Below are 19,894 nucleotides of genomic sequence, written 5' to 3' on the forward strand. Positions count from 1 at the left end.
TTTGCGATCTCTTCACACGGGGTTCTTGACGTCGCAAGGCGTCTGCCCGTTGGCTTTCAGCCACCTCGTCGCGATGCTCCCCATCGGAAGGCACCACCAGTGAAAGCGCGTAACACCCGTCGGCCCGCTGTGCGTCCCCTCTCCATAGCGCTGGCGGTCACCGTGTCGGCCCTGTCCCTCACCGCCTGCGGCGGCGGGAGTGACGACTCCACGAGCGTGAAGAAGGGCAACGACATCGCGGTGGGCCTGCTGCTGCCCGACCGGGACACGGCACGCTTCGAGAAGTTCGACTACCCCCTGATCAAGGAGGAGGTCGCCTCCCTCACCGAGAACCAGGGCAAGGTCAGGTACGCCAACGCCGAGGCGAGCGTGTCCAGACAGAGAGAGCAGTTCCAGCAGATGATCGACGACAAGGTCGACGTCATCCTGGTGGACGCGCTGAACTCCAAGGAGATCGCCTCGGACGTGCAGAAGGCCAAGGACGCCGGCATCCCGGTCATCGCCTACGACCGGCTCGCCGAGGGGCCGATCGACGCGTACGTCTCCCACGACAACGAACTCGTCGGACAGGTGCAGGGCCGCGCCATCGTCGGGGAGCTCGGCGACAAGGCCGAGAAGAGCAAGGTCGTCATGATGAACGGCGACCCCGCCGACCCGAACACGGCACGGTTCAAGGACGGCGCGCTCAGCGAGCTCCAGGGAGCGGTCGACATCGTCCAGCAGTACGACACCAAGGAGTGGAAGCCCTCGATCGCCAAGGCGAACATGAAGAAGGCGATCCGGACCGTCGGGCTGAACAACATCGCCGCCGTCTACTCCGCCAACGACGGCATGGCGGGCGCCGTCATCGAGGCACTGAAGGAGGCGGGCGCCACCAGGATCCCGCCGGTGACCGGACAGGACGCCAACCTGGACGCGGTGCAGCGCATCGTGTCGGGGGAGCAGTACATGTCCGTGTACAAGTCGTTCCTGCTGGAGGCGACGAACGCCGCGAAGATCGCCGTGGCCAAGGTCCAGGGCCGCTCGATCGAGTTCGCCGCGCTGACCCAGGAGACGGTCGACAGCCCCACGGAGAAGGACATCCCGGCGATGCTGGTGCCGGTGGTCGCGCTCACCAAGGACAACATCAAGGAGACGGTGATCACGGACGGGGTCTACACCGTCAAGGACATCTGCACGTCCGAGTACAAGGCGGACTGCGAGGCGATCGGCCTCGAGTAGACCCTCTGGAACCTCGAACAGGGCGTCGATGCCTGGCTCTTGACTTCGCGGGGTGCCCGCGCGACTCTCCCCACCCCTCGAGGTCTCCCGTCGCGCTGGAGAAGTCATGACCACTGACATGAACTCCGCACCATCCGCCGGTCCCCATGGTTCCCCTTCTGCTTCCCCTTCTTCTTCCCTTTCCGGTTCTCCTTCCCGAAGACGAGTGCTGGCCGGCGCCGCGGGGGCCGGCCTCGCGGTCGCCGCCGGAGTGCACCAGGGCGCCCACGCCGCCGACTTACCCCCGCTCGGCACGTACGACGTCGTCGTCATCGGCTCCGGCGCGGCCGGAATGACCGCCGCGCTGACCGCCGCCGGGCAGGGGCTGAGCTGCGTCGTCGTGGAGAAGGCCCCGACCTTCGGCGGCTCGACCGCCCGCTCCGGCGCCGGGATCTGGATCCCGAACAACCCGGTGATCCTCGCGGCCGGCGTCCCCGACACCCCGGCCAAGGCCGCCGCCTACCTCGCCGCCGTCGTCGGCCCGGAGGTCCCCGCCGACCGGCAGCGGGCCTTCCTCACCCACGGCCCGGCGGCGATCTCCTACGTCATGGCCCACAGCCCCTTGCGCTTCCGCTGGATGGAGGGCTACAGCGACTACTATCCCGAACTGCCCGGCGGCCTGGCGAACGGCCGCTCCATCGAGCCCGACCAGCTCGACGGCACGATCCTCGGCGCCGAACTGGCCCGCCTGAACCCGCCGTACATGGACGTTCCCGCCGGCATGGTGGTCTTCAGCGCGGACTACAAGTGGCTTGCTCTGGCCGCCGTGAACGCCAAGGGGGCGGCCGTGGCCGCACAGTGCCTGGCGCGGGGCACGGCGGCGGCCCTGCGGGGTGAGAAGCCGCTGACCATGGGCCAGTCGCTGGCGGCCGGCCTGCGTGCGGGACTGCGGTCGGCCGGGGTTCCGGTCTGGCTGAACACGCCCTTGACGGATCTGCACGTCGAGAACGGCACGGTCACCGGAGCCGTGGTCGCCCGCGACGGCTCACCCGGCCTGATCCGCGCCCGCCGGGGCGTGATCGTCGGCTCCGGCGGCTTCGAGCACAACGCGGCGATGCGCGACCGCTACCAGCGCCAGCCCATCGGCACGGACTGGACGGTCGGCGCCAAGGAGAACACCGGCGACGGGATCCGGGCGGGGGAGCGGCTCGGCGCGGCGCTCGACCTGATGGACGACGCCTGGTGGGGCCCGGCGGTCCCGGTCCCGGGCCAGCCGTATTTCTGCCTCGCCGAACGCACCCTCCCCGGCGGCCTGCTGGTGAACGGGTCGGGCAGGCGCTTCGTCAACGAGGCCGCGCCCTACGGCGACGTCGTCCACACCATGTACGACGTCCACGACACGGACCCGTCCATCCCGTCCTGGCTGATCGCCGACCAGAACTACCGCAACCGGTACCTCTTCAAGGACGTCCTGCCGGCCCTGCCCCTCCCCGACGACTGGTACGACTCGGGCGCCGCGCACAGGGCCTGGACCCTGGACGCCCTGGCCACGTCGATCCGAGTCCCGCCGACGGCCCTGCGTACGACGGTCGACCGCTTCAACTCCCAGGCACGGCGGGGCGAGGACCCCGACTTCCACCGCGGCGACAGCGCCTACGACCGCTACTACACGGACCCGGCGGTCCTCCCGAACCCCTGCCTGGCCCCCCTCCGGCTCCCCCCGTACTACGCCTTCCGCATCGTCCCCGGCGACCTCGGCACGAAGGGCGGCATGCGAACGGATGCCCGGGCCCGCGTCCTGCGCCCCGACGGCTCGGTGATCCCGGGCCTGTACGCGGCGGGCAACGCCAGCGCGGCGGTGATGGGCCACAGCTACGCGGGCGCGGGCTCGACCATCGGGCCGGCGATGACGTTCGGGTATATCGCGGCGAGGGACGTTGCGGGGGTGTTGCAGGGGGGCGGCTAGGAGATCGGTTCCGGCGGCTTGCGGGCCACCAGGCACGCCTGGCGGACCGGCTCCCCGAGTGCCTCGTCGGGCTCCCGGACGGTACGGGAGCGCAGGACGAAACCGGCGGCTTCCAGCAGGGCGGCGATCCGCTCCGGCTGCCGCCGCCGGAAGTCCAGCGCCACCTGGTGCCCGAAGGCCTCCTCGTAGCGACGGGGCTCGTCACCGGCCTGGAAGCCGAGGAGCAGATGCCCTCCGGGCCGCAGGACGCGGCCGAACTCGGCGAACACGTCCGGCAGCCGGTCGAGCGGGGTGTGGATGGTCGAGTACCAGGACACGACTCCGTCGAGCGAGCCGTCGGGCAGGTCCAGCTCCAGCATCGAGCCCTGCTCGAACCGCAGACCGGGATTCTCGCGCCGGGCGATCGCGAGCATCGACTCCGACAGGTCCAGACCGAACACGGACAGCCCCCGTGACGCCAGGTACCCCGTCACCCGCCCGGGCCCGCACCCGAGGTCGGCGACCTCGCCCCCCTCACCCACGAGTTCCGCGAAGCCGTACAGCAGTCCCAGGTCCAACGGCATGGCCACGGGCGGGTGGCTGAAGTGGACGGCGTAGTCCTCCGCCACGGCGTCGTAGAAGGCACGGGTCTCGGTCAGGAAGTCGGCTTCAGTCATGGCCCCGACCATATTGCGAGGGACTGACACCGCCGGCCCGCGCCGCGAGGACCCGTCGCCCCATCCCTACTGCGTAGGCCCGTCCCCGCGGTCCTCGCCCGCCCGCCGCGCCCCGAGCCCGGCCCCCGCACCGATCGCCGTGCCCAGGCCGAGGCCCAGGGCCAGGCCCAGACCGATGTTGTCGAAGACGGTCAGGCCGAGGACGAGTCCTACCGCCGTGCCGATGGACAGGCCGAGGGACAGGCCCGATGCCAGGCGCTTGTCCGCGGGGGTGGGGGTGTCGCTGCCTTCCCCGTCGTTCTCCGGGTCTCTCCGCATCCGGGCATCCTCCCACGCCCCACGGGCAGAATTCGCCGGAAATTCACCGTGGTGTAAGGAGAGGCGTAAGGGGAGAAAGGCAGGAGCCCCGCTGCCTGACGGCGCGGGGCTCCTTGGGTACTACTGATCAGACCGGCGTGACGTTCTCAGCCTGCGGGCCCTTCGGGCCCTGCGTGACGTCGAAAGACACCTGCTGGTTCTCCTCGAGCGAACGGAAGCCGCTCGCGTTGATCGCGGAGTAGTGGACGAAGACGTCGGGGCCGCCGCCCTCCTGGGCGATGAAACCAAAGCCCTTTTCGGCGTTGAACCACTTCACGGTTCCGGTAGCCATAAGCCCTCCTTGGGCCCAAAAGGGTTGCCCTGCTCCAGAACCAGCAAGTGTGAAGATGAATTCTGCACAACTGCATACGTCTGAGAATGACGAGAGCCCGCGGTCACATGCTCCGCAGGCTCTGTACTGCAAGGGAAACCAAACTGCAACTTGCGATGAGCCTAGCACGCAGCCCCCGGAATGCAATAGGGGTCAAGATCACGTCACCCGAATGTTTGAACATCTCCCGCCGACTGGCGGTGAAGGCGCCGAGCGCCGGTCACCGGCCCGCCGCGGGGCCGGGCGCGGGCCCGTACGCCAAGAGGGCTAGCCTCACGATGTGGACAATCCTCGCACCCGGCCGCGCGTCGGCCACATCCAGTTCCTGAACTGCCTGCCCCTGTACTGGGGGCTCGCCAGAACGGGCACGCTCCTCGACTTCGAGCTCACGAAGGACACCCCGGAGAAGCTCAGCGAGAAGCTGGTGCAGGGCGAGCTCGACATCGCCCCGATCACCCTGGTCGAGTTCCTCAAGCACGCCGACCAACTGGTCGCCTTCCCCGACATCGCCGTCGGCTGCGACGGCCCGGTCATGTCCTGCGTGATCGTCTCGCAGGTCCCGCTGGACCGGCTGGACGGCGCCCGCGTGGCCCTCGGCTCGACCTCCCGCACCTCCGTCCGCCTCGCCCAGCTGCTCCTCACCGAGCGCTACGGCGTACGGCCCGACTACTACACGTGCCCGCCCGACCTCAGCCTGATGATGCGGGAGGCCGAGGCGGCCGTCCTCATCGGCGACGCGGCACTGCGCGCGAACATGCTCGACGGGCCGCGCTTCGGCCTGGACGTGCACGACCTGGGCCGGCTGTGGAAGGAGTGGACGGGGCTGCCGTTCGTCTTCGCGGTCTGGGCGGCACGCCGCGACTACCTGGAGCGCGAGCCGGTCCTCACGCGCAAGGTGCACGAGGCCTTCCTCGCCTCCCGCAACCTCTCCCTGGAGGAGGTCGACAAGGTCGCCGAGCAGGCCGCCCGCTGGGAGGACTTCGACGAGAAGACCCTCGCCCAGTACTTCACGACGCTCGACTTCCGCTTCGGCGGCCCGCAGCTGGAGGCGGTCGCCGAGTTCGCCCGGCGCGTCGGCCCGACGACCGGCTTCCCCGCGGACGTGAAGGTGGACCTGCTCCAGCCGTGAGCGGGCCGGCGCTCCCGCACTACTCTGCTGGGAGCGCGCGTACGGGGGCCGGCGAGGGCCTGCGGGCGCCTACGGGGGAGGGGTGACGCCATGCGGCCGCTCGAAGTCGACGAACCCACCGTCGTGGGGCCCTACCGGCTGCTCGGCCGGCTGGGCTCCGGAGGCATGGGCCGGGTCTACCTGGGCCGCAGCGCCGGCGGCCGTACGGTCGCGGTGAAGATCGTCCATCCGCACTTCGCGCTGGACGAGGAGTTCCGGGCACGGTTCCGCCGCGAGGTCGAGGCCGCGCGCCGGGTGGGCGGCGCCTGGACGGCGCCCGTCCTGGACGCGGACCCGGAGGCGCGGGTGCCGTGGGTGGCCACGGCGTACGCGGCGGGCCCCTCGCTGTCGGCCGCGGTCGCCGAGGGCGGCGCGCTGCCGGCCCACACCGTACGGGTGCTGGGGGCGGGGCTGGCCGAGGCGCTGGCGGCGGTGCACGAGCTGGGCCTGGTACACCGGGACGTGAAGCCGTCGAACGTACTCCTCACGCTCGACGGGCCGCTGCTGATCGACTTCGGGATCGCGCGGGCCACGGACGGTACGGCGTCCCTGACGTCCACGGGCGTGTCGATCGGCTCGCCCGGCTACATGTCGCCCGAGCAGATCCTCGGCAAGGGCGTCACAGGCGCCGCGGACGTCTTCTCGCTCGGAGCGGTCCTGGCGTACGCGGCGACCGGCGAACCGCCCTTCCCCGGGGACTCCTCGGCGGCCCTGCTCTACAAGGTCGTCCACGAGGAGCCGGAACTCGGCGGCCTGGACGGGCAGTTGAGGGAGCTCACGGCGGCCTGCCTGACGAAGGACCCGGGCGCACGGCCCGCCCCCGCCGAGGTGGCCCGGCGGCTGGCTCCCGAGGGAGCGGCCCGACTGGTGGCGGGCGGGTGGCTGCCGGGGGCGCTGGTGGAACAGGTCAGCCGGAGCGCCGTGCAGTTGCTGAACCTGGAGGCGACGGGTTCGGAGGGCGTGGGACTGTCGGGGCCGGTCGGTTTCAGCAGCCCGTCCGTGGCCGCGGCCGAGGCGGAGGGTCCGGCGCAGGCAGTGGGGCCATCGGCTACGGGTACGGCCGGGGCCGCGAGTGTTGGCGTGTTCGGGCCACCGCCGGTGATGCCCGCGCCCACGGGCCCCTCGGCCGCCGTACCCGCATCCCGGGACGGCGACCCGCAGAACACCACCACGCCCGCCGTCCGCCGCCCCGGCAAGGTCTCCGTCTCCGTGGCGGCCACGTCCTCGCCGGAGGACGGCGGGCGGGTGCGGAGGCTGAGCTGCACCGTGGCGCTGGCGGTCGCGGGGGCGATGGCGGCCGTGACGATCGGCTCGGTGTTCGTCTTCGACCTGCTGCCGGACCGGACCTCCGACGACGACACGAGCGACTCCGGCGCGGACCACGGCTCCCCACCCGCGGCGACCGCGAGTTCCGCCCCTTCTCCTTCCTTTTCCCCTTCCGGTGCGGTACCCGCCGCCTACCTCGGCACCTGGGAGGGCCAGGGCAGCGCCCTCGACGGCAGGCTGCCCCTCGGCACGTTCCGGATCACCGTCGAACGGGCCGCCGTCGGCCAGGAGTTGGGCCGCCTGCGCCAGACGGACCAGATCGGCGGCGTCTGCGTCGACGTACTGACCCTGAAGCAGGTGACGAAGAAGGAGCTCGTCGCGACGTCGGTCGGCGCGAAGACCAACCACAGCGGCTGCAACCCGGCCCCCACGACCGTGCGCCTCACGCCGGTGGGCGACGACCTCCGGTACCGGTCGGAGAGCGAGGACTCGGGTCGTCCTCAGGCTCGGATGTCGAGGGTGCGGTAGCGGACGACCTGCGGACGTGCCGGGCGAACAGGCCGATGAGGAGCGTGATCACTGCGAGGGTGGCGGCCAGGCCGACGACCCACAGCCACGGGTAGTGCACATGCACCCAGCAGGGGCCGCCCTCGCGGTAGCAGTCGTAGTCCCAGTCGCGGCGCCGCTTGGGCCGTATGGTCGTGCTGATCACCCCGGCGACCAGGTAGCCCGCGGCCAGCCCGGGCAGGGAGGCGACCGCCCAGGCCAGCGAACGCGGCTTGCTCTTCTTCCAGTCCATCAGGATCAACGGCCACACCCAGGCGATGAACACCAGCGGCACGAGGGCACCGACCGTGCCGGCGAAGGCGTACGCACCGCCGGGCCACGCGGGGGCGAAGTCGCCCCAGAGCTCGTGGCCCCAGTACGTCTTGAGCAGGACCAGCGGCGTCAGCAGGAGGGCGAAGCTGGGGAGCACCACGCAGCCCCAGGCACAGCCCCAGTCCCGCTTCTTCGCCTCACCGGCGTTCGGCCGACCCGGCCGGTGCTCGTACCGCAGCGCGGCCCCCGCCGCCTTCCTCCGCTTCGGCCTCGCCGAACTTCCGCTCATGGCCCCTGACTCTCACCTTGATCAAGCGATCACTACTGTGTCTGCGATAGCGAACACCATCAGATGCGATCAGCACACCACAACGCGTGACACGGGGAAGGCCCACAAATGGAGACGCTGCAGCCGGACGATCCGACGGAGTTGGGCACCTACCGTCTCCTGCGAAGACTCGGTGCCGGCGGCATGGGCCGCGTCTATCTGGCCCGTTCGCCCGGTGGCCGTACCGTCGCCGTGAAGGTCGTACGTCCGGACCTGGCAGCTGATGGCGACTTCCGTGACCGCTTCCGGCACGAGGTCGAGATAGCCAAGGCAGTCTCCGGCCGCTTCACCGCCCCTGTTGTGGACGCCGACCCGGACGCGCCGCTGCCGTGGCTGGCGACGTCGTACGTGCTCGGTCCGGATCTCACGGACGTGGTCGCCGCGCACGGTGCGTTGCCGGAGGGGACCGTGCGGGCACTGGCCGCAGGCCTCGCCGCTGCCCTCCAGGAGGTTCACGCGGCGGGGTTGATCCACCGGGACCTGAAGCCGTCGAACGTTCTGCTGGCGGCAGACGGCCCGCGCGTCATCGACTTCGGAATCGCGCGCGCGGTGGATGGAAACCGTATGACACAGACGGGAGTCGTGGTCGGCTCACCCGGCTACATGTCACCGGAGCAGGCGCTCGGCAAGGATGTCGGTGCGGCGGGTGATGTCTTCTCGTTGGGTGCCGTGCTCGCGTTTGCCGCGACCGGCAGGGGCACGTTCGGTCACGGAGCCGTCTCACACGCCTCGTTGCTCTATCAGGTCGTGCACGGTGAGCCCGATCTGGAGGGCGTACCGCAGCAACTGCTGGGCCTCGTGCGCGCATGTCTTGCGAAGGACCCGGCGCATCGGCCGACGCCGGCGGAGATCGTGACGGCACTCGCCCCACAGGGCGTCGAGGGTGTCCTCAGCGACTGGCTGCCGTCGGCGGTGGCATCGACGATCGCCACGCATGCGGCCGGAATACTGGACTTGGAGGCACCGCAGCAGCCTCAGGCCCCGGTCGCCGCGTCCTTCGGGCCCGCACCTGCGATGGCGGGTGGGACCGCGGGGTCGGCGAGCACACCTACGCCGGGGTACGGGTATCCGCCGGCCTCTGGACATGGCGGCACCCCTGCGGCTGCCTACGGCCCCCCGATGCCCGGCTACTCCACAGCGCCGGGTGACGCGCAGACCCCGGGACACGGGACGAACACGCCAGCCCTTGCCACTGCCTCCACCGCTCCCTCCCGCCGCCGCGTCCTCGGCCTTGCGCTCGGCGGTGCCGCCGCCGTGGCTGTGGCGGGCGGAGCCGCCGCATGGCGGCTCGGCCAGGACGGTGACCCCTCCGACACGGCGACCGGAACGAGTGGCGTCGGTGGTTCCGCGCAGCCCGTCGAGGAGAACTTCACCACCCCGCCGGCCGGAGTCGCCCCCCAGCCTCTGTGGCACGAGCAGGCGGCGGAGGACAGCACCACCACGGACGTACCGCTCCTCATCAGTGACGGCCTGCTCCTGGTCAGCGGTGATCCCCTGGTGGCGTACGACGTGAAGACCGGGAAGGCCCGTTGGTCGAAGCCTGACGTCTGCGCCCCCGGCTCCCAACTCCTGTTCCGTGACGGCAAGGTGTTCCTGACTGATGGCGGCGCCGATGGAGTCCTCGTCGCACGGGATGTGAAAACCGGCGAGGAGGTGTGGCGCAGCCGCCTCGGCAAGCAACTCGGCATCGAGGGCACCATCGCCATCGACGACAAGAACGTGTACGTCACGGTGACCGACTACGGCCGAGCGGCGAGCGCCACCGAGTACCGCACTGCCGTCGCCGCGGTCAGTCACAGCACCGGTAGAAAGGTGTGGCTGCAGCACCGCGACTGGGGCACGAAGGACTACGACGTCCAGGGCACCGTCTCAGGCAAGTACCTCGTCTACACGGATTCCAACTACAACCTCACCGTGCGCGACACCGCGACTGGTGACCAGTTGTGGACCCAGAAGATCGGCGACGACTGGGCCTGGCAGCCGACGGTCGCTAACGGCCTAGTCTTTCTGCCCGGCGACGAGCTCAGGGCGGTCGACGCGGAGACAGGCAGCACACGGTGGACGCTCTCACCCAAGGGGCGCCGCGGCTTCAACAACCCTGCCGTCATCGACGGCGTGCTTTATGTCAGTGACTACGACCGCGGCGTATGGGCCGTCGACGTGAAGAGCGCCAAGCGGCTCTGGCTGTGTGAGGACCAGGACCGTGGCGGGCCGGAGACCTTCGTGAGGGTCGGCACGACGCTGTACTGCGCCTCCGGACCCCTGTCGGGGGGTGTCATCGCCCTTGCGGCCAAGACCGGCAAGGCGCGCTGGACCTGGACCGACGACAAGGACTCCGGCGCCCCGTGGCAGATCGCCCACACCGGAAACCGGCTGTTGGTGACGAACGGGCCGGAGATATACGCGATGCCGGCAGTCTGACGCCGGGGCGCTGGGGAGCTATGCCGGGGACTGCCATAGTCTCCGTTAGCTGAAGTTAACGAACGTGGCCACAGGGGCCGACGGGGAGGATGACCACCATGCAGATGCTGGTCACGGTCGTACGCGAAGGCGGTGAGCCGGAGGACGTCGTCGTCACCGCCGACGACACCGCCACGGCAGGTGATGTCGCGGAGGTACTGGCGCAGGCCGTAGGGCAGAGCGTCGCGCCGCATGGCGGTGGGGCGGGGAACGTCGTGGCCATGCCCGGCACCTCACTGGCTTCGCTGCCCGGCTACGGGACGGCGGTGACCGGAGCGCCGGCACTGTGGGCCGACGGTGTGCTGTGCGATCCGGCGGCACCGGCGGCTGGTGTCCTACGGGACGGCATGCGCGTCTCCGTCGACAGCTCGATAGGCCCGTTGCTGCGCAAGGGCGAGCCCGTAGGACAGTACGAGCTGCGGGTGGCCGGTGGTCCCGGTTCCGGACGGGTGGTCCGACTGGGCGTCGGCGCGGCCACCGCGGGTTCGGCACCCACCTGTTCGTTGCCCTTGCCGGATGCCTCGCTGCCGCCGGTCGCCCTCCGGCTGACGGTCGACCTCCAGGGCAACGTCGTGCTCACGCCGGAGGCCGGCGCCGACATCCGGCTGAACGACGACCCGGTGGCGGCCGGGACTCCTTGGCCGCTCGGCGGTGTCGTACGGGTCGGCGACTCGCTGCTCGTGATCGACCAGGTGGCCGAGCCGGACGCGCACCTGGCTCCGATGAGCGAGGGCGGTCTCGCCTACAACCGCCCCCCTCGGCTGTCGCCGCTGCGGCCTCGGCGGAGGCTGGCCGTGCCGGTGCCCCCCACCAAGGGAGACCGCGCGCGTTTTCAGTTCATCATGGCTTTTATGCCCATGCTGTTCGGGCTGGCCATGTACTTCTTCACCAAGCAGATCTACATGCTGCTGTTCTGCCTGATGAGCCCGCTCATGATGCTGGGCCAGTGGATCAGTGAGAACCGCGAGGGCAAGAAGAAGCACAAAACATCCCTCAAGCAGTACAAGAAGGACCTGGCGGCCTATGAGGCCGAACTCGTCACCCTCAGCAAGGAAGAACAGCGCGCCCGGCGCGAGGACAACCCCGACCCGGCCGAGATCCTCCTCTACGCGACCGGCCCCCGCCGCCGTCTGTGGGAGCGTCGTCTCACCGACCCGGACGCGATGCAACTGCGCATCGGGGTCGGCGCCCTGCCCTCCGACGTGGAACTCGTTTTCGCACGCGGCGGCACATCGCACGACGAGGAGCCCCCGGAGCCGCCGCTCCTTCCGGATGTCCCCGTCACCCTGCCCTTTTCCCGGCTCGGCGTGGTCGGCATCGCGGGGGACCGAGCCCGCGCCCTCGCCACCGCGCGCTGGCTGAGCGTGCAGGCCGCCGTGCTGCACAGCCCCCGCGACCTGTCACTGGTGTCCCTGGCCGCTACGCCAGCTGCGGGCGCCGAGTGGCACTGGGCGCACTGGCTGCCCCACACCAACCCCGATGAGGGACAGGACTGTGTCGCTCTGGTCGGCTTCGACTCGGAGGGCATCAGCCGCCGAGTCAACGAGCTTCTGAACGAGCTGGCCCGACGCAAGGCGGCCCGCGAGCAGCACAACATGACAGGCCAGCTGTATCCGGACGCCAACGTGCTCCTGATTCTCGACGGGGCGCGGTTGCTGCGCCGCGTACCTGGTGTCCCCCAACTCCTGACCGAGGGCCCGCAGTACGGGATCTTCGCCCTCTGCATCGACGAGGACGAGCGGTTGCTTCCCGAGGAGTGCAAGGCCGTAGTGGCGTGGTCGCCCGACGCGGCCCACCACGTCCGGGTGCGCGGTTACGGCCTGGAGGCCGTCGGTGACGTCCTCGCCGACCAGGTGCCTTACGAATGGTGTGAACTGCTGGCCCGGTCCCTCGCCCCCATCCGCGATGTCAGCCGTGACGACGCCGATTCCGCCCTGCCCACCTCGGCCCGGCTGCTGAACCTGCTGAACATGCCCAACCCGGCGGGCGTCGACGTGGAGCGCATCTGGCAGGCGGGTGGTTCGACGACGTCCGCACCCATCGGTATCGCCGCCGACGGGGTCTTCGTCCTGGACATCCGCCGCGACGGGCCGCATGCCCTGGTCGCCGGTACGACGGGTGCCGGTAAGTCCGAGCTCCTGCAGACGATCATCGCCTCGCTGGCGGTGGCGAATCGCCCCGACGCCCTGAACTACGTCCTCATCGACTACAAGGGCGGCAGCGCCTTCATGGACTGCGCTCGCCTGCCGCACACCGTCGGTATGGTCAGCGACCTCGACGCCCACTTGACCGAGCGAGCCCTCGCCTCGCTCGCCGCCGAGCTGCATCGCAGGGAGCGGATCCTCTTCGACGCCGCCGCCAAGGACATCGAGGACTACAACGACACCCGCAAGCTCCGCCCCGAACTGGAGCCGATGCCCCGGCTCGTCCTGGTCATCGACGAGTTCGCGTCCCTGGTCGCCGAACTGCCCGACTTCATCGCGGGACTCGTCGACATCGCACGCCGAGGCCGCTCCCTTGGCGTGCATCTGATCCTCGCGACACAGCGTCCCGCGGGTGTGGTGAGCGCCGACATCCGGGCCAACACCAACCTCCGCATCGCGCTGCGGGTGACGGACGCCGCCGAGTCTATGGACGTCATCGACGCACCGGACTCGGGCGCGATCTCGAAGTCGACGCCAGGCCGTATGTACGTTCGTTCCGGCGCCCAGTCCCTGGTCGGTGTGCAGTCGGCCCGTATCGGTGGCCGTCGCCCGGCCACCGGGCAGACGGGGCCGAAGGCCACGCTCGTGCCCTTGCCCTGGAACGCCTACGCTCGCCCGCTGCCCAAGCGGGAAGAGGCCGAGGACGACGGCACGATGGTCACCGACCTGGCCGTCCTTGTGGACGCGGTGCGCGACGGTGCGGAACGGATGCGCTTCGGCGAACAGCGCAGCCCGTGGCTTCCGCCGCTGGCGGAGTCCGTCACCCTGGACGAACTGTCCGCGTACGGTGGCGCACCGGCCACCACCCCTGACGACGACGTGGCTCCCATTCCGTACGGCCTGGTCGACCTGCCGGCGAAGCAGACCCGCATGCCGGTGTCCTTGGACCTGGTGCACGGTGAGCACACCCTGCTGCTCGGTGGCGCTCGCTCCGGCCGCTCCACGGCACTGCGCACGCTCGCCGGCTCGCTGGCCCGCAACACCTCCCCGCACGATGTGCACGTCTACGCCATCGACTGCGGTTCCAATGCCCTACTGCCCCTGGTGCGTCTGCCGCACGTGGGCGCCGTCGTGACACGCGACGAGCCGGACCGGGTCCGCCGGCTGATCCAGCGCTTGCAGGTGGAGGTCGCCCGCCGCCAGCAACTCCTCGCGATGGAGGGCGCGTCCAGCGCTGCGGAACAGCGCGCGGGAGCGTCCCCGGAGGAGCGTCTGCCCTGGATGGTCCTGCTCCTGGACAGCTGGGAGGGCTTCGCGTCGACCTTCGAGAACTACAACTACGGTCAGTTGCTGGAAGCGGCCCAGCGCCTCTTCCGTGAAGGTTCCGCAGCGGGCCTGAAGGTCGTCATGACGGCCGACCGCAGTGGTCTGAGCGGTCACGTCTCCTCGGCCTTCGCCGACCGTCTCGTCATGCGCTTCGCCGACCCGAACGACTATTCAACGGCCGGTCTCCAGGCCCGCGAGGTTCCGAAGAACATGCCGCCCGGGCGCGCTCTGCGCATCACGGACACAGGCGTGGACGAGACGCAGATCGGTCTGCTGGCGCAGGACCCGGCCGGCCAGGCCCAGGTTCGCGCGCTCCGAGAGATCGCGGAGGAGGCACGCACCCGCTTCGGCCGCGTCCCGTCGGGCCGCCGCCCCCTGCGGGTCGACGCCCTGCCGACGCGCATCACGGCGTCGGAGGCGATGGCTCTGGATCCGGACTTCGTGCCGCCGTCGCCGTTGTGGGCCTTGGTCGCGGTGGGAGGCGACGAACTCCACCCCATCGGCATCGACTTGGAGGAGAACGGCCCTGGTTTCGTCATTGCAGGCCCACCGAAGTCCGGCCGTTCGACTGCATTGCTGTGCGCCGCCGAGTCCCTTCTGCGAGGAGGCACCCCCCTGGTGGTCGTGACACCTCGCCGGTCCCCGCTGCGGGAGCTCGAGGGCCGAGAAGGGGTACTCGGCGTGCTCAACGCGGAAAGCTCGGGTGACGACCTGGAAGAGCTCCAGGACCAACTCGACGGGCGGCCGTACGTCGTCGTGGTCGACGACGCCGAACTCCTCTACGACGCGCCACTGGACGAGCCGCTGGAAGGCGTCATCCGTCAGGGAGCCGATGGCGGCGTGGGCCTGCTCGCCGCCGGCACTACGGACTCACTGTCGGGTCAGTACCGGGGCTTCGCGGTCGAGGCCCGCAAGTCCCGCAACGGCATGCTGCTGACACCGCAAAGCACGTCGGACGGCGAACTGTTCGGCATCCGGCTGCCCGCGAACAGTGGGGGCGGGGCGGCGGGCAGTGGGTTGTTCGTGGCCGGTGGGGCGTTCGTGCCGGTTCAGGCCGTGATGAACGCGTAAATCAGGAGGGGGCTCCCGCTCACTGAGCGGGAACCCCCTCCTGATTTCCTGACACCGGGACTAGCTAGGACTTCGTCTCGCGTACGCCCTCGTCACGCGGCTTATCAGCCACCTGCCGACGAGGAGGGCGGTTCATCTGGGCCGAACGTGCGAAGAATCCAGAGACGACGCCAGATCACTGCCGTGGCGAGGCCCAGGCACAGCACGGCCAATGCCGAGGTGCCGTAAGCCGGCAGATTCGCCGGTGGGTCTTCCACCCAAGCACGGGTGAGTATTCGGGATGGGTCATCGCGGTCGTACGTGACGACCAGTGCGGCGTCGGTATGCGTGTCGGGATACATCCCGGCGTAGTCCGAAAGCTTGACCTCGGTACCGGCCTTCGGGCCGCTCAAGAGGCGAACCTTGACGAACTCCGGCTTCGAGTCGACATCGACGACCGTGGCAGCGGAATCGACCCCGCGGGAACGCAGGTCCTGCACCAAATAATGCGGAGGAAGCCAGAGAAGGAGAGTTACCCCGACGCACAGCAGGAATATCCCGGGCATACCCAGAATCACTCGGCGTTGCGGCAGGGGCGGCCGCAGCTTCCACGCAGCCACTCTGGCGACCGCTCGGCGTGCCTCTTCCACATGGGGCGGGAGTTGATACTTCTTTTCGGCCATGGTCATCGCAGGGACGCGGACGCGCCAGAGCTTTGTCTTCTGCTCAAACGCCGCCGGGGGCACCCCGTTCAAGGTTTGTGACCTCGAAGGAATGCCCCGGCAGGCTGCGGCATCCGCGCGTTCCGGCTTCGCCTCAGGTGGCGCGCTCGATGTTGTCGGCGCTGGTGTTGGCCGACTTGCTGGCCTCGTTCAGCGTGTCGACCCACTTGTCGAACGTCGGCTTCACGTCGTGCCAGTCGTTCCGGAAGCGGTCGGCCTTGGGGCCCTTCCAGTAACCCGAGCTCTGGCTGGTGGCCGTCTCCAGAGCCTTGATGAGGCCCTGGAGGTCGGTGGCCTTCTTGCCGAAGAGCTTGGACAGTTCCCGAAGCTGAGTGAGATCTGCACCGCGATCCATGGCGATCCTCCCCGTGTCACGTAGGTAAACGGACTACCCGTTTGCAACAAGGGACGCTACCGCACCAGACGTAGTTGCAGTCCAGCGCCTTGGGAGATGGGAGTTTCATGTGAACGAGTGGTGTTGGCCTGGGCCGGGAGCACGACGAAGGTCTGCACGGAGCGCCAGTATGCTGAGGCTCCTGGGACAGCGGGGGAGGCTGCTATGGCAAATCCTGACATTCAGGAACTCAACCAGCGGGCCAGCCAGCTGAGGTCGCTGGCCGACCACATCGACTCACTTGTCGATGCCGCCAAGAAGCACAGCACCATCGGGATGAAGACCTGGTCGGGCCCCAACGCGGACGACGTGCGCGGGCGGCTCAAGAGCTGGCAGACGACGTGCGGCACGGTCGCCAAGGCGCTGCGCGACGAAGCGCACAAGTGCGCGCAGGACGCCAAGGACCTGAAGGACGAGAAGAAGTAGCGGGCGTTGCCCCTGCTACGGCGAGAGGAACCCGTACCAGTGCCCTCGTACGACAGCTCCCGAGCCCGCCTCCGGCTGGCCGACCGCCACATCGCTGTGTTCGCACACCTCTTGGACGGTGAGACGCCACCTGAGGAGCTGTGGGAGTCACTGGTCGAGCTCCAGCGCATCGGCCTGGTCGGCGAGGAGGGAGAACTGGCTCCGGTTCTCCGAGAGCCGCTCAGCGCCCTGGCCGACCCGATGGTCATGATCCAGGTGGAGATCACAGGCGAGCACGGCGTGGTCAACCACGGTGTGGTCGTGGGCCAGGAGGCAGTGATCTCACACGACGGCTGGCCGGGCGAGGAGGAGTCCGAATACGTCTCCATCGAGCCGAACACCCTCGTGTGGGAACTGGCCCGCAAGGTCAACCTGCATCGCGGGGAAAAGCCGGTGGAAGGCGCTCCAGAGGTGCGAATCGAGACGACCATGGGTGCTCTGGACGCCGCGTTCGTCGCACTGGAAGAACCTGGTCCCGAAGAGGACACGACCCGCGACCTCGTTCGCAAGGCACTCATCGAGGCGGACACCAAGCTCAAGGACCCGGTCCTGGGTCAATTCCTGGACGCGGTCGTCTCCTTGAACGCCACCTGGCGCATCACCACCGCCTGGGACGGCGAACACGAGGGCCAGCGCTCCACCATGGTCCGCGCCCTGGCCGTCTGGGACTGTGGTCCCCTCGGCTACTGGATCCGCGAGCAGCCCGAAGAACCCATCATGCCGGGCCAGGTCGGCCCGGACAGCGCGCTCGTTCTGGTGAAGTCCGACTCCGCCGAGGTGTGGGAGAAGATCACGGATCTGCTGCCGGACAAGGAAGAACTGCTGATCGCGGACGAGTAGGACCGCGAGCCGGCTGAACGGTGCCTCAGAACCAGTTCATCGGATTCGCCTTGGACTTGGCGATGCTCTTCCCCAAGTCCTTGGCTTTGTCGCCGACCCAGCCTGCCGCCTTGCCCGCGCCCTCCTTGATGTCGTCCCAGTGCTGGACGATCTTCGCTCCGCCGTAGATGATGCCCGTCCCCACCGCCAGACCGATGGTGACCGGGTTCGGGGCGACCATGGCCGCCGTGAGGGAGGCGTTGAAGCCGACCTCGGCGACGTCGGCGACGTACGCGGCGCCCTTCTTCTTGAAGGCGTCGACGGGGTTGCCCTGAGAGATGACGTTGGCGGCGCTGAAGCCGGTCGACAGGACACCGCCCACGATGCCGGCGCCGCGCAGGAAACCGGCGGTCTTGGCGGCGGCGCCAAGACCGGTACGCAGGGCCCCCGCGCCTCGCGCCGCGTTCGTGGCTTCCGTGACGGAGTTGGCGAACCGCTGGCTGTTCGCGGCCTTGGTGAACACTTTGATCAGGCTGGCATTGCCGGCGCGGGCGACCGCCTGGCCGGAGTGCGTGAAACCGCCGTACATCCTGGCCGCCTGGTCGGAGCCGACCAGGAAGTCGATGACGCCGTTGGCGCGGAGCGTGTTCATCAAGGGCGTGGCGCGAACCCAGTTGTAGCCTTGGCCGATCAAATCTCCGCGAATGCCACTGGTGAAGGGGATGCGGGAAAGGTTCTGATAGGTGGTGCTCCGGCCGAAGAGCGAGCCGAGCTGACCGGGCAGCCAACTGCCCGGCGCGCTCAGTGAACGCAGCTTCGGAGTCCACTCGATCAGGCCGTTGCCCGCAGACCGTATGAGTCCGCTCTCGGAGCCGCGCAGGACCACGCCGAGCCGCGTCTTCCAGGTCCGAAGGGCGCCCGCCTTCAGGGAGTTGCCCAGCAGCACCTTGGTCAGTGACGTGCCCTGGAGGGTGACGACGGCCGTCGCCGCGGTGACGGAGCCCCAGTCGCCGTACAGGCCGATCATGGAGGCGATCGTCTCTTCGTGCGGCTGGAGCCCGGGTATCTGGGCTATGGCGTGGGCCTCAAGCCGCTGGATCCAGTCCGCCAGCGACTCGTCGGGCTGTCGCTTGAACCTGTAGGCGTTCGGATCGTCGCTGGCCGCCACGGAGTTGGCCAGTAGAAGAGCGTCGGGACCGAGGCCCTCCCTCTTGTACTTCTCGATCTCCTTGGGGCTGAACCCGGCCCACATGAGCCCGGCTTGGGGGTCACCGCTTTCCAACCTGGCGAAGACCGCCCGCTTGCGCAATTCCGGTGCGGTGTCCTTGACCCAGCTGCGCAGAGGCTTGAGCGTGGTCAACTTGCTCGTGACGCCGAGCCTGGACGCTCTGGTGAATGCTTCATCCAGTCCGTCCTGGACCCCGCCCCGCCCGTCGAGCAGCTTCGCGAGCTGGTCCAGGTCGTCCGGATTGACCGTCCTCATGCCCACGTTTCATTTCCCCAGAGCGTGTGTTCCGGAACCAGCCGGTCAGGGCTGTGGAGTCGCTGCTCCAGGATATGGATGATGCTTCCCGTGAGATCGTTCGATCATCATCTCTTTACCGTATGCAAACGCATTCTTAGACGCCGTTTCTGATGGCGTGATCGCTCGTTGAGCAGTGCATGACGGATCTGGTGGAGCGGTTGGTGCCGGACGAGTTGTGGACGCTGTTCCTGCGTGTGGTTCCGCCGACGGAGGTCATGCGCCCGCAGGGCGGCGGCCGCCGACGGGCCGGGGACCGTGAATGCCTGGCGGCAATCATCTTCGTGGCCACCTCGGGCTGCACCTGGCGGCAGTTACCGCCGGTGTTCGGGCCGGCCTGGCCCACGGTTTACCGGCGCTTCGCCCAGTGGAGCCGGGACCGGGTGTGGGCCCGGCTGCACCGGGTCATCCTCGACGAACTCGGCGCTCGGGGTGAGCTGGACTGGTCGCGGTGCGCGATCGACTCCGTCAGCGTCCGGGCGGCAAAAGGGGGCCACTGACCGGACCGAATCCGACCGACCGCGGCAAGCCGGGATCGAAATCCACCTCATCACCGACCGAAACGGCCTGCCGCTGTCGCTGGGCATCTCCGGCGCCAACACGCACGACAGCCTCGGCCTGAAGCCGCTCGTGCGTGGGATCCCGCCCATCCGCTCCCGCCGCGGACCCCGCCGCCGGCGTCCGGCCAAGCTACACGCCGACAAGGGCTACGACTACGACCACCTGCGGAAATGGCTCCGCGAGCGCCGCATCCGCCACCGCATCGCCCGCAAGGGCATCGAGTCCTCCACCCGGCTCGGCCGACACCGCTCGGTCGTCGAAAGGACCGTGTTCTGGCTGGCCGGATGCCGAAGGCTGCACCGACGTTACGAGCGAAAGGCCGAACACTTCCTGGCCTTCG

17 protein-coding genes are annotated in these 19,894 nt (G+C 69.3%); 10 read left to right on the forward strand and 7 right to left on the reverse strand.

All coding sequences use genetic code 11. The annotated features are described in order from the left end of the window. Positions 1-129: 129 nt before the first annotated feature. A complete protein-coding gene (locus tag AOQ53_RS38340) occupies positions 130-1,221 on the forward strand; it encodes a sugar ABC transporter substrate-binding protein (RefSeq protein WP_059424565.1) in 1,092 nt (363 codons plus the stop codon). A gap of 205 nt (positions 1,222-1,426) precedes the next feature. Beyond that, the gene (gene kstD / locus AOQ53_RS38345) at positions 1,427-3,166 is read left to right on the forward strand and encodes a 3-oxosteroid 1-dehydrogenase (RefSeq protein ID WP_059424567.1); all 1,740 of its coding nucleotides are present in this window, start codon (positions 1,427-1,429) and stop codon (positions 3,164-3,166) included. Here the strand turns inward: kstD and AOQ53_RS38350 are convergent. From AOQ53_RS38350 to AOQ53_RS38360, 3 genes are all read right to left on the reverse strand, one after another. Beyond that, a complete protein-coding gene (locus tag AOQ53_RS38350; RefSeq protein ID WP_099054788.1) occupies positions 3,163-3,822 on the reverse strand; it encodes a class I SAM-dependent methyltransferase in 660 nt (219 codons plus the stop codon). The two genes, kstD and AOQ53_RS38350, sit on opposite strands and share 4 nt — an antisense overlap. A gap of 66 nt (positions 3,823-3,888) precedes the next feature. Further along, positions 3,889-4,140, reverse strand: a complete 252-nt coding sequence (locus AOQ53_RS38355) for a hypothetical protein (protein WP_059424570.1) — start codon at positions 4,138-4,140, stop codon at positions 3,889-3,891. A gap of 127 nt (positions 4,141-4,267) precedes the next feature. Further along, positions 4,268-4,471, reverse strand: coding sequence for a cold-shock protein (locus AOQ53_RS38360; protein WP_003992177.1), 204 nt, complete (start codon positions 4,469-4,471; stop codon positions 4,268-4,270). A 319-nt stretch (positions 4,472-4,790) separates the two neighbouring features. Between AOQ53_RS38360 and AOQ53_RS38365 the strand changes: the two genes are divergently transcribed. Both AOQ53_RS38365 and AOQ53_RS38370 read left to right on the forward strand, forming a co-directional pair. Next, on the forward strand, positions 4,791-5,639 hold the full coding sequence (locus AOQ53_RS38365) for a menaquinone biosynthetic enzyme MqnA/MqnD family protein (protein ID WP_059424571.1): 849 nt from the start codon (positions 4,791-4,793) through the stop codon (positions 5,637-5,639). A 90-nt stretch (positions 5,640-5,729) separates the two neighbouring features. Continuing rightward, entirely contained in the window at positions 5,730-7,472 is a 1,743-nt protein-coding gene (locus AOQ53_RS38370; RefSeq protein ID WP_059424572.1) for a serine/threonine-protein kinase, read from the forward strand. Here the strand turns inward: AOQ53_RS38370 and AOQ53_RS38375 are convergent. Further along, positions 7,387-8,052 (reverse strand): hypothetical protein, encoded by a 666-nt coding sequence (locus AOQ53_RS38375; protein ID WP_059424573.1) that lies wholly within the window; start codon positions 8,050-8,052, stop codon positions 7,387-7,389. The two genes, AOQ53_RS38370 and AOQ53_RS38375, sit on opposite strands and share 86 nt — an antisense overlap. Before the next feature lie 108 nt (positions 8,053-8,160). Between AOQ53_RS38375 and AOQ53_RS38380 the strand changes: the two genes are divergently transcribed. After that, on the forward strand, positions 8,161-10,512 hold the full coding sequence (locus AOQ53_RS38380; RefSeq protein ID WP_059424575.1) for a protein kinase domain-containing protein: 2,352 nt from the start codon (positions 8,161-8,163) through the stop codon (positions 10,510-10,512). Between the two features lie 98 nt (positions 10,513-10,610). After that, complete coding sequence (locus tag AOQ53_RS38385; protein ID WP_059425028.1) at positions 10,611-15,092, forward strand: FtsK/SpoIIIE domain-containing protein; 4,482 nt, start codon at positions 10,611-10,613, stop codon at positions 15,090-15,092. 104 nt (positions 15,093-15,196) lie between these two features. Here AOQ53_RS38385 and AOQ53_RS38390 read toward each other — a convergent pair whose 3' ends face one another. Beyond that, on the reverse strand, positions 15,197-15,760 hold the full coding sequence (locus AOQ53_RS38390; RefSeq protein WP_148640444.1) for a hypothetical protein: 564 nt from the start codon (positions 15,758-15,760) through the stop codon (positions 15,197-15,199). A 127-nt stretch (positions 15,761-15,887) separates the two neighbouring features. After that, on the reverse strand, positions 15,888-16,148 hold the full coding sequence (locus AOQ53_RS38395; protein WP_003992186.1) for a WXG100 family type VII secretion target: 261 nt from the start codon (positions 16,146-16,148) through the stop codon (positions 15,888-15,890). Positions 16,149-16,352: 204 nt separating this feature from the next. Here AOQ53_RS38395 and AOQ53_RS38400 point away from each other — a divergent pair, with 204 nt between their 5' ends. Next, positions 16,353-16,613, forward strand: coding sequence for a hypothetical protein (locus tag AOQ53_RS38400; protein ID WP_059424579.1), 261 nt, complete (start codon positions 16,353-16,355; stop codon positions 16,611-16,613). A 39-nt stretch (positions 16,614-16,652) separates the two neighbouring features. Next, a complete protein-coding gene (locus tag AOQ53_RS38405; protein ID WP_059424581.1) occupies positions 16,653-17,492 on the forward strand; it encodes a hypothetical protein in 840 nt (279 codons plus the stop codon). A gap of 25 nt (positions 17,493-17,517) precedes the next feature. Here AOQ53_RS38405 and AOQ53_RS38410 read toward each other — a convergent pair whose 3' ends face one another. Beyond that, positions 17,518-18,954, reverse strand: coding sequence for a hypothetical protein (locus AOQ53_RS38410; protein WP_059424583.1), 1,437 nt, complete (start codon positions 18,952-18,954; stop codon positions 17,518-17,520). A gap of 179 nt (positions 18,955-19,133) precedes the next feature. Between AOQ53_RS38410 and AOQ53_RS47170 the strand changes: the two genes are divergently transcribed. Both AOQ53_RS47170 and AOQ53_RS47175 read left to right on the forward strand, forming a co-directional pair. Beyond that, positions 19,134-19,493 (forward strand): IS5 family transposase, encoded by a 360-nt coding sequence (locus AOQ53_RS47170; protein WP_059424585.1) that lies wholly within the window; start codon positions 19,134-19,136, stop codon positions 19,491-19,493. Beyond that, the coding region (locus AOQ53_RS47175) for an IS5 family transposase (protein WP_236711968.1) at positions 19,426-19,894 on the forward strand (469 nt) is incomplete at its 3' end. The genes AOQ53_RS47170 and AOQ53_RS47175, both read left to right, overlap by 68 nt.

The organism is Streptomyces azureus, assembly GCF_001270025.1.
Taxonomy (GTDB): domain Bacteria; phylum Actinomycetota; class Actinomycetes; order Streptomycetales; family Streptomycetaceae; genus Streptomyces; species Streptomyces azureus.

Bases quoted from the DNA above. Each gene is read 5' to 3' on its own strand.
- AOQ53_RS38350 (WP_099054788.1), bottom strand. From the start codon at position 3,822: ATGACTGAAGCCGACTTCCTGACCGAGACCCGTGCCTTCTACGACGCC.
- AOQ53_RS38355 (WP_059424570.1), bottom strand. From the start codon at position 4,140: ATGCGGAGAGACCCGGAGAACGACGGGGAAGGCAGCGACACCCCCACC.
- AOQ53_RS38360 (WP_003992177.1), bottom strand. From the start codon at position 4,471: ATGGCTACCGGAACCGTGAAGTGGTTCAACGCCGAAAAGGGCTTTGGT.
- AOQ53_RS38370 (WP_059424572.1), top strand. From the start codon at position 5,730: ATGCGGCCGCTCGAAGTCGACGAACCCACCGTCGTGGGGCCCTACCGG.
- AOQ53_RS38375 (WP_059424573.1), bottom strand. From the start codon at position 8,052: ATGAGCGGAAGTTCGGCGAGGCCGAAGCGGAGGAAGGCGGCGGGGGCC.
- AOQ53_RS38380 (WP_059424575.1), top strand. From the start codon at position 8,161: ATGGAGACGCTGCAGCCGGACGATCCGACGGAGTTGGGCACCTACCGT.
- AOQ53_RS38385 (WP_059425028.1), top strand. From the start codon at position 10,611: ATGCAGATGCTGGTCACGGTCGTACGCGAAGGCGGTGAGCCGGAGGAC.
- AOQ53_RS38390 (WP_148640444.1), bottom strand. From the start codon at position 15,760: ATGACCATGGCCGAAAAGAAGTATCAACTCCCGCCCCATGTGGAAGAG.
- AOQ53_RS38395 (WP_003992186.1), bottom strand. From the start codon at position 16,148: ATGGATCGCGGTGCAGATCTCACTCAGCTTCGGGAACTGTCCAAGCTC.
- AOQ53_RS38400 (WP_059424579.1), top strand. From the start codon at position 16,353: ATGGCAAATCCTGACATTCAGGAACTCAACCAGCGGGCCAGCCAGCTG.
- AOQ53_RS38410 (WP_059424583.1), bottom strand. From the start codon at position 18,954: ATGAGGACGGTCAATCCGGACGACCTGGACCAGCTCGCGAAGCTGCTC.
- AOQ53_RS47170 (WP_059424585.1), top strand. From the start codon at position 19,134: ATGACGGATCTGGTGGAGCGGTTGGTGCCGGACGAGTTGTGGACGCTG.